At 69.0% G+C, this 8,079-nt stretch carries 8 protein-coding genes and 1 pseudogene; 4 read left to right on the top strand and 5 right to left on the bottom strand.

The window, feature by feature from the left end; translation table 11 throughout:
- Together BC793_RS46480 and BC793_RS46475 are read left to right on the top strand one after the other, a co-directional pair.
- Positions 1–423, top strand: a pseudogene (locus tag BC793_RS46480) (SPFH domain-containing protein); the annotation flags it as partial.
- A 192-nt stretch (positions 424–615) separates the two neighbouring features.
- The gene (locus BC793_RS46475) at positions 616–1,098 is read left to right on the top strand and encodes a GNAT family N-acetyltransferase (RefSeq protein WP_109603059.1); all 483 of its coding nucleotides are present in this window, start codon (positions 616–618) and stop codon (positions 1,096–1,098) included.
- 42 nt (positions 1,099–1,140) lie between these two features.
- On the opposite strand, the gene BC793_RS46470 is transcribed toward BC793_RS46475, so the two are convergent.
- The 4 genes from BC793_RS46470 to BC793_RS46460 all read right to left on the bottom strand — a co-directional run bounded on the left by BC793_RS46470 (position 1,141) and on the right by BC793_RS46460 (position 5,072).
- Positions 1,141–1,677, bottom strand: coding sequence for a hypothetical protein (locus BC793_RS46470; protein ID WP_109603058.1), 537 nt, complete (start codon positions 1,675–1,677; stop codon positions 1,141–1,143).
- A gap of 185 nt (positions 1,678–1,862) precedes the next feature.
- The gene (locus tag BC793_RS50055) at positions 1,863–2,309 is read right to left on the bottom strand and encodes an STAS domain-containing protein (RefSeq protein WP_158319575.1); all 447 of its coding nucleotides are present in this window, start codon (positions 2,307–2,309) and stop codon (positions 1,863–1,865) included.
- 166 nt (positions 2,310–2,475) lie between these two features.
- Positions 2,476–4,335, bottom strand: coding sequence for a hypothetical protein (locus BC793_RS49310; protein ID WP_146246767.1), 1,860 nt, complete (start codon positions 4,333–4,335; stop codon positions 2,476–2,478).
- Between the two features lie 53 nt (positions 4,336–4,388).
- Positions 4,389–5,072 (bottom strand): hypothetical protein, encoded by a 684-nt coding sequence (locus tag BC793_RS46460; protein WP_146246766.1) that lies wholly within the window; start codon positions 5,070–5,072, stop codon positions 4,389–4,391.
- 187 nt (positions 5,073–5,259) lie between these two features.
- Between BC793_RS46460 and BC793_RS46455 the strand changes: the two genes are divergently transcribed.
- Positions 5,260–6,540: a serine hydrolase domain-containing protein gene (locus BC793_RS46455; RefSeq protein ID WP_109603055.1), complete on the top strand. Its 1,281-nt coding sequence runs from the start codon at positions 5,260–5,262 to the stop codon at positions 6,538–6,540.
- 159 nt (positions 6,541–6,699) lie between these two features.
- Here BC793_RS46455 and BC793_RS46450 read toward each other — a convergent pair whose 3' ends face one another.
- Positions 6,700–7,197: a hypothetical protein gene (locus BC793_RS46450; protein ID WP_146246765.1), complete on the bottom strand. Its 498-nt coding sequence runs from the start codon at positions 7,195–7,197 to the stop codon at positions 6,700–6,702.
- A gap of 319 nt (positions 7,198–7,516) precedes the next feature.
- Between BC793_RS46450 and BC793_RS46445 the strand changes: the two genes are divergently transcribed.
- On the top strand, positions 7,517–8,029 hold the full coding sequence (locus tag BC793_RS46445) for a hypothetical protein (RefSeq protein ID WP_109603053.1): 513 nt from the start codon (positions 7,517–7,519) through the stop codon (positions 8,027–8,029).
- The last annotated feature ends 50 nt before the right edge of the window (positions 8,030–8,079 follow it).

Here is an 8,079-nt window from a genome sequence, read left to right as displayed (position 1 = left end):
CAGGCCGAGGGCCAGGCCAAGGCGATCCGGACGGTCTTCGACGCCATTCACCAGGCCAACCCGTCGCAGAAGGTGCTGGCCTACCAGTACCTCCAAGCCCTGCCGCAGATCGCCGAAGGGTCGGCCAACAAGGTCTGGATCGTCCCCACCGAGCTCACCAAGGCGCTGGAAGGACTCGGCGGAGCATTGGGCGGGCTGGCGGGCATGGCCCACGACGTACCAGCCGCCGCGGTGGACTCCCAAGCCGTGGAACGTGAAGCCACCGAGGCAGCCCAGGCGGCTGCCGCCGAAGCCCAGAAGATCAACGCCGAGGTACGCGCCGCTGAGGCGGAAGTGTCGGCGGCGACCGGCGAGCAGCCCGGTGGCCTGCCTGCGCCGGATTCACCCCGGTCGCTGCGCGCCGGTGACGACGTCGAGCCCTGACTCGTGACGCCCCCCTGGCACGCTGGTCACCCAATAGGTTCATCGGGACGGCCGCTCCGGCGCCATAGCTCGTCCGGCAGGTGCCGCACAGATGCGAGTCACCGCGGGGAACAGGAGGGGTCCACCCGGGCGAGCGACGGAGTGCGGTCAGGGGGTCGAGTGACCACAGTCGGACCGACGGATACTCGACGCATGACTCACGCATACTCGGTGCGTCGTGCCGCGGACGGCGACCTTGCATCGGTATTGCAGGTGCTGGCAGACAACCAGTCCAGCCGGCCAACGGAACGACCTGACCCTGCGGCCTCTCCGTCGGATCGGCAGATCGCGATGTGGAGCCGGATCATCCGCAGCCCCGACGTGACGGTCTACCTCGCTGAGTCCGGTGGAGAGCCGGTCGGCACGGCGTGCCTGTCCATCCTGCCCAACATCACCTACGACTGCCGTCCGACGGCGTTCATCGAAGCCGTCGTGGTTCGCTACGAACATCGCCGGCGCGGGGTGGCGAGACTCATGCTCGGGTGCGCTCTCGATGCCGCCCGTCGCGAGTCCTGCTTCAAGGTCCAGCTACTGACGCACAAGAGGCACGCGCTCGACGGCGCGCATGACCTCTACCGGTCACTCGGCTTCGAGGCGGAAGCGGAGGGCTTCAGGCTCTACCTGCACGACGCCTGAATCTCTCTGCCGCTCGGCATGCCAGGATCACCGGCGGTATCGTCATCGCCTCAATCCGTGGCGCTGCAGGTGGCAGCGGATTGTCGCCGCCGAACCCATACCGGCAAGCGGCAGCAGGTACCGTTCGCCTCGCGGGGTGCATATCGGTCGATTCCCTTCGCCGCCGTCGGACGTACCTCGCGAATCTCGGTCACCGCCGCCGACACAGACTTCGAGGACGGCGACCGGCCAGAACCACCGCACACGTGCGGACGACACCGCCTCGTACGCCACCGTCACGGTGTCCTTGCCGGGTGCCGCCAGTTCCAGAACGTCGGCGCCGAACACCAACCGGGCCGGCCGACGTCGGGCGGTGACGACCGGGAAGACGGTGGAGCAGAACGTGAAAACCGCTACGAACACGATCCCGCTGAGCCAATCCGGATCCGGCGATCGCCCCATGGCGGCCGGGATCAGCAGTGAGGCACCGAGCCAACCGGTGCCGGCGCCGATGAATCCCACCGTCGTCGCCGCCAGGGCGAAGCTTCGCGCGGACCACACCACGATCTCGCGTGATGGAGCGACGGGGACACTGGACATGAACCCATGGTGCTCCCCTCGACGCGTGAAAGCCACCAGCCGCATCGATGGTGATGGTTACGTTGGCGAAGCATCGATCCTCGGAATGAGTCAGAACCACGTCGCCGGTGAGGCGGAGTAGCCGCCGCAGCGGAGCCACGCCGCTGGATGACCGTACGCCGACCGCACGGGCGTCGGCCCGGCGATCAGGCCGCGTCGAATTGCAGGGTGAGGCGAGCCGGTCGTGGAAGCGTGAAGCCGTCCCGGCCTGATGGAGGAGCCTGGCAGGGGTGCGCCGCGTCGACGGGCATGAGCATCTCTGCGGCCCGCAGGTCACCGAGTGCGGACAGCAGCAGCGGGGACGGCGCCGTGAAACAGAGCTGCACGGCACGGCTACTGGCCAGGTCCTGTGCCGCGATGAGCACACTCAGCCCGGTCCTGTCGATGTGCACCGCCTTCGAGAGGTCGACGACGACCCGGTCGTGACAGCCGACCGCCCAGGTGAGAGCGTCACGCAACACCGGTGCGGCTGCCGAGTCGATCCCGCCACGCACCGCGACGACGGCGGCGCCGGCTGTCTCCTCGATCCTGACCGTGTCCGGGCGCGCGGTCTCCGGAGTGCTGTCACGGTCTTCAAACGCCCGCTCCGACATGCTGGTCCTTCCGTCCGGTGCTGACGACGTTCGCCGGGGCGCGTGGCGGTGAGTACACAGCTTGATGTCATTCCTTTGACGATTCCTGCCGCGGCTCGAAGCCCGCAACGCCGCGACGCCGGTCGGCGTTCCGATCCGGCATCCACTCCCCGGCCGGGTGGGAGGTTCACGGGACGAAGGGTGTCTCCCGCAGGACGATCCGGTCGTCACGAACCACCAGGACCCGGCCGTCGTCGGCGACCGCCAGCAGTTCCCGGCGTGGCTCGCCGGCATAACCGTCCATCGGCGCGCTCGTGCAGGCGAGGCCGGAGCAGCGCCACACGGTCTGCCGCCAGTACCGGGCCGGCTGGCCGATGGTGACGTGGAAGCCACGCGCCCCGGTGCCGGGCAGGGCGGCGGTCAGATAGACGTACGGCCCGACGGCGGCCACCGCACCGGACTGCGCACCCGCGCCGGGAGCGATCATGGCCGAGTTGTCGCCGTCGTACAGTTCGCCGGCCCGGACCGCGATCGTACGGTCGCCGGCTGTTGCCCAGACCGCGTCCGGTGGAGCGGCTCGTCCGTCGGACCGGCGCGGGCCGGCGCAGGTGACCGGTTCGCAGCTGAACCGGTACACGCTCCAGCCGAGCCAGAACGAGGCGACCGGCCGCCCGTCGGCGCCGATCGTCAGCCGTGCCCGTCGTCCGTGGGGAAAGCCGTCTTCGGGGGTGTGGTCGGCGAAGCCGAGGTCATGGCGTTGCGGAGCGGCACAGGCGACGTCCGCGCAGCGGATCATCAGGAACCGGTACCGGCCGTGCTCGCCGCCTTCGACCGGAACCGCGGCGAACAGCCAGATGGAGCCGTCCGGTGCGGCCGCTCCGGCCGCCTCGGCCCCGACACCCGGCGGTCCCGGTTTCTCCCGGCCGCTGGCCCGCACCGGCAACCACGCCTGCCGGCAACCGTCGCGTACGCAACGTGCGTACTGCACGAAGGGGCCGCCGGTGTCCGGACCGCCGGTCACCGCGGTCTTGACGACCGTTCCGTCCACACCGATGGACGCGGTCCCGAAGCCGTCGATCGTGGGCGGGCCACCGCTGACGTCGGTGAAGCGGTCACACAGGTCGTCGTCGCAGAACCACACTCCGCCCGAGGTCACGATCACCGGATGTCCACCGGACGGCCAGGCCACCGCCATCGCGGTACTCGGGCCCCGATCATGCGTGCGAACCGACGGCAGATCGTACGGGTTGAGGACGACCAGACCCGCTGGCGCGAGTACAGCCGCACCGATCAGGGCGAAGCCCGGCCACCATACGGCCCGGGCCGGAGGGACCCCGCCGGCGGCGTGCGGGCGGGCGGCGAGGCCGATCTGGGCCGCCAGCGCGATGACGATCACCACGGCGACGGCCAGCGGACCGGCGTACGGCAGATCGTGGAGCCCGATCGCGTCGGCGATGACCGTGAGAAGCATCGGCATCGCGACGGCACCCAGCAGGAACGACGCCGCGTTCCGCCAGGACGGCTGGTGAGGGGCCTCTCCGGCGATTCGTCCGATCACGCCGAGCAGCAACCGGGCCGCCAGCAGAGCCGTCAGCACCAGCACCGTGGCGACCACGACGAGTGACCCGGCTGCGGGCACCATGCCGGCGGCCACGTACAGCACGACGTAACCGGCGCCGGCCGTCACACCGAGGACGGCTACCGCGAACGGCACACCCGCTGCGCCCCGGAGAACGGCGCGTGGCGGACCGGCGCCACGGACGACCGCCACGGTGCCCGACAGCAGGGCGAGCAGCCAGAACAGCACCGTCACCGCCGACTGCAGCACAGCGACGTCACGGCCGTCACCGGTGCCGGGAACGTCATCGACGATCACCCGCCAGCCACCGCCGTACCAGTCCAGCACTGATGACACCGATAGCATCACCGCCACGACGGGCAGTACCACCGCCGCCAGGAGCCGCCGGGCGGTCCACGCGATGTCGTACGACAGCAGAACGTCGCCGAGTAGACCGCCACTCGTGCGGGGCAGCCGGGAGGAGGACATCGCGCCAGGATAGACGCGAGATGATCTAGCCGTGACTCCACCGGAGTCGGGCGTCAGCCGAACAACGTGGAGGGGATCAGCCACTCCCCCCACAGGCGGTGCAGCCCGTAGCCGAGCAGTGATCCGCCGAGAGTGGTCGCGAAGGCGATCGCGAACCCGGCGTACCAGCGTCGTGGCACCTCACCGGCCGCGAGGGTGCGTGCGGCCGAGACCCATGGTCGCTCGCGCAGAAGCCAGTACAGCAGGCCGAAACCCAGGGGCACGCCGATGACCAGCCAGAACCAGAACCAGCGGGTACCGGTCACCGGTACGGGCCCGAAGATCAGAGTCGCCAGGAAGACGACGATCAGGACGCTGCTGATCGTCGTCAACGACGTCAGCGTGCCGGTCGGATCGCCACTCTGCACACCAGCGGCCTCCAGTTCCCCGGCCAGGGGCGCCGACGACGGAAGAGTGGAGGGATTCGGGCCGGAGACGACGTCGGTGACCGTGTAATGAAGACGTCCGTCCGCCGTCGACCAGACCAGCAGCGGCCCGTCCGTCTCCCACGACCTCACCGAGACCTGCCGATTCCAGGAGAATCCGGTGGCATCGCTCCAGGTGTCGCCCCGCTGATACGACTCGATGCGCCCGGCTGCCAGGTCGGCTCTCGCCTGCGCGAGATCGGTCTCTCGTGGCGCGGCCCACCAACTCGCCACCATCCACACCACCCAGGCCGCCGCCAGCAACGCTCGCACGGCACTGGACCACGATGCCGGTCGTACGGCATGGCGGAGACGCGAGGATCGCGTGGCACGGTCGTCGGTCACGAACGGATCGTCCCATGTCGCACGCCACTCCGGGCACCGCGGACTGAGGCACCTCGGGGCCGGGCAGCGTGGTTGCCGGGTGCAGGCAGGCTTGGCATGATGCGCGATTGTGTCGATGACTCGTCGCGGCGTCCTGGGGGCCGGAATCACCGCCGCCACCGCCCTGATGACCGGTTGCGATCGCGATGAGCGCGCAACCTGGGCTGACGGCCGGCCCGCGGACGGGACACCGGTCGCCGCCACCACGACGGTCGCACCGTACGTGGCGCCGCTGAAGGCCGTACTCGATAAGTATCTGAAGCCGACCACCGCGAACCCGAGACATCCCACCTATGCCGGTGCGACCGCGGTGGTCATGGTCGGCGACACCGTGACCGCGAGTGTCGCCGTGGGTCACGCGCTGCGCTACGGTGCCGGACCGGTCCAGCTGCCCGCCGCCAAACGGGTGGCGATGCGCACCGACTCGATCTTCGACCTGGCCTCGCTCGCCAAGGTGTACACGTCCATCCTGCTGTTGCAGCAGGTCGACAAGGGCACCGTCGACCTCGATGCCCCGGTCGTGCGGTACCTGCCCGGATTCACCGGCACCGGCAAGGGCAGGATCACGGTACGGATGCTGCTCACCCACACCAGCGGTCTCCCCGTCGGCGCCACGGTCAAGGGCCTGCCGTCACCGGCCGCCAGACGTGCCGCCGTTCTGGCCACCCCGCTGGTGAAGAACGCGACCCCGGGCACGGTCTACCGCTATTCCAGCGTCGGCTTGATGGTGGCCGCGCAGATCGTCGAGAGGGTCACCGGAACCGGCCTCGACGCAGCTCTGAAAGCCGGCATCACCGGACCCCTCGGGCTACGCGGCACCGGCTTCACCCCGCTGAAATGGCTCAGCAGGAATGACCAGGCCGCCCGGCTGGCCGCGACCGACGCCCGATCCTCCCGCGGTCTGCTGCGGGGCGTGGTGCACGACGACGTGGCCAACCAGATGGGCGGCGTCATCGGCAGCGCCGGCCTGTTCGGCACCGCCCGCGACGTCGCCGTCATCGGCCGGCTGCTGCTCGGCGGCGGCACCTACGGCGGCAGACGCCTGCTCTCCGCCGCGATCGTCAAGGAGATGCTCACCAACCAGAACAAGGGTCTGCCCGCGGTCGATCCGGACCGGCCCGGCCGCCCGTCCGACCACGGCCTCGGTGTCACCCTGCGCCAGCCCTGGTTCATGGGCGCACTGTCCTCACCGGGCACCTTCGGGCACACCGGATTCACCGGTACCTCGCTGCTGGTCGACCCGAGCCGCAAACTGGTACTGGCCCTGCTGACCAACCGCGCCCACCCCAACTGGAGCTGGGCCGACCCCGACCCGATGCGCGCCGAAGTCGCCACCACCATCGCCAAGTACGTCTGACGCCCCTGGTGTCGCGTCCATTGGGAGATGGCGAGTGATCGAGGCGCTGGCCAGCGGCTCGCACGGTATGCCCGGAAGGTGGCGAGGTGAGTTGTCCGTTGAGCCCTGACGGTTCCTCGAAACGTCAGGTCGCCCGACCTCGTTATCTGGGCAGCGTGGTCAGTTGAGTTGGCGATGCGCCCAGTGGACCTCGCCGTCGGGACCTACGCTGATCAGCACGATCATGAGATCGCCGACCGCGGCAGGCGCGGTAGCGATAGCCGAACCGGGTGGGGTTCCTGGGCGTGCCGGGCGCAGTACTGTCTGGAACGTGACGGGTGATGCGTCCAGCGACGACGTGATGAACGTACTGGCGCCCCCATAGGATCCGTCGAGCTGACGCGTGTCGAAGTCGTGCAGCCAGGAATAGCGTTCCGCAGCGGCATCCAGAGATCCGTCCCAGCCGCTACCGACTTCGTCCTGCCGGTCCGACTTCACCGCGATCCAGCCCGGCGTGAGATGACTGCGCTTGTCCAGGATGACGATCCGCAGGGTGCTGTCGACCTTGCTGCGGGCTGGCGGGGTCCAGGTCACCCGCCCGAGGAAGATCTGGTCATCTTCCTCGCCGAATATTGCGTTGCCTGGAGCGAGAGCGGCGTCCGCAGTTGCCTGGTCCACAAGTTGAAGCGTGGCTTGCGCAGCGAGTGCCTCCGGCCCAAATGATGGCCGGTTGTGCCACCAGCGCCAGCCCGCGACCGAACCGCCGGCGACCAGGAGTAGCACGGTACCGAGGAGGAGTATCGCCCGATGCTTCACATCCGGCAGTAGAGCACAACATCGATCGAGTGATGGCTCGTTGAGTGGGCTACTCCCAGGCCGTCGGACTCCGCGGGCTGATCTCGCATTCGGTGTGGGATGAGGATGCGTTGACGGAGCAGGTCGGGGCGGGACAGGGGGTGAGGCTGGATAAAAACAAGATCATCACTATGCTCCGCGCATGGAAGACACGGGGCAGCTTACTTTTCACACCCAATCGGACCCACAACTGGCGAAGGCGCTGGCGCGACGCGCCCTGCTGCCGTTCGCGCTGACCGTCGGCGTAGGCGGGCTGGCTCTGGCCGTTCTGCTGTACCTGATCGACGGCCCGGACACATTGGTGAAGGCCTTGGCCTTCACCGGCGTCTTCGCGCCGCTGGTGCTGATGTTCGTGGCGCCGGGAAAGGCCGTGGCGCGAGCCGGCGACCAGATCGGACGGCCGATCGGTGTCAAGATCGACGTCGAGGGTGTGCACACCACGCACGGCTTCTCGACGACGACACTCGGCTGGTCGGAGATCAAGACTGTGCGTTCGGCACGCGGCCAGATAGTGCTCTCGCTCGGTTGGCAGCCCGGTGGCAAGCTCGCGACGACCAGCATTCCGACAGCCGGCCTCGACCCAGCCGAAAAGGCCCGATTGCTGGCGGTCCTGGACTCCCGCGGTGCGGCACTGACGAAAGCGCCTCCCTCCTGAGAGCAGAGCGCCACGCACGGCGTTCCAGCGCTCGATCAGTGGAACTCTCA

The sequence above is a fragment of the Actinoplanes xinjiangensis genome (assembly GCF_003148685.1).
GTDB classification, from domain to species: Bacteria; Actinomycetota; Actinomycetes; order Mycobacteriales; family Micromonosporaceae; genus Actinoplanes; species Actinoplanes xinjiangensis.
Note: the sequence above shows the minus strand (reverse complement) of the source record. Positions and strands in the feature narration are given on the sequence as shown.